This is a genomic window from Brachybacterium sp. GCM10030268 (assembly GCF_042666305.1).
Classification (GTDB): domain Bacteria; phylum Actinomycetota; class Actinomycetes; order Actinomycetales; family Dermabacteraceae; genus Brachybacterium.
In genome coordinates this window covers 1-599 of sequence record NZ_JBHTCW010000031.1, presented here as the reverse complement: position 1 = coordinate 599, position 599 = coordinate 1, and the positions used below count along the sequence as shown (strand labels likewise).

The 599-nt window shown below is 63.3% G+C and carries 1 protein-coding gene; it reads left to right on the top strand.

Features of this window, described 5'->3' with window-relative positions:
- Position 1 precedes the first annotated feature (1 nt).
- The coding region (locus ACFQRD_RS16680) for a superoxide dismutase (RefSeq protein WP_377804795.1) at positions 2-599 on the top strand (598 nt) is incomplete at its 3' end.

Below are 599 nucleotides of genomic sequence, written 5' to 3'. Positions count from 1 at the left end.
CATGGCGGAATACACGCTTCCGGATCTCGATTACGACTACGGGGCTCTCGCGCCGTCCATCTCGGGGCAGATCATGGAGCTGCACCACTCCAAGCACCACGCGACCTACGTCAAGGGCGCGAACACGGCGCTGGAGCGTCTGGCGGCGGCCCGGGAGTCGGGTGACTTCACCTCGGTCAACCAGTTCTCCAAGGATCTGGCGTTCAACCTCGGTGGTCACACGAACCACTCGATCTTCTGGAAGAACCTCTCCCCGGAAGGTGGGGACAAGCCCACCGGTGAGCTGGCCTCCGCGATCGATGAGTACTTCGGCTCCTTCGATGCGTTCCGTGACCACTTCACCGCGGCGGCGCTGGGTATCCAGGGCTCGGGCTGGGCCGTGCTGGCCTACGAGCCGGCCGGTGGCAATCTGGTGATCGAGCAGTTCTACGATCAGCAGAACGGGGTGCCGGTGGCGACGATCCCGCTGTTCCAGCTGGATATGTGGGAGCACGCCTTCTACCTCGACTACCAGAACGTCAAGGCGGACTACGTCAAGGCGATCTGGGACATCGTGAACTGGGCCGATGTGGCCAAGCGGTTCGAGAACGCCCGCTCCA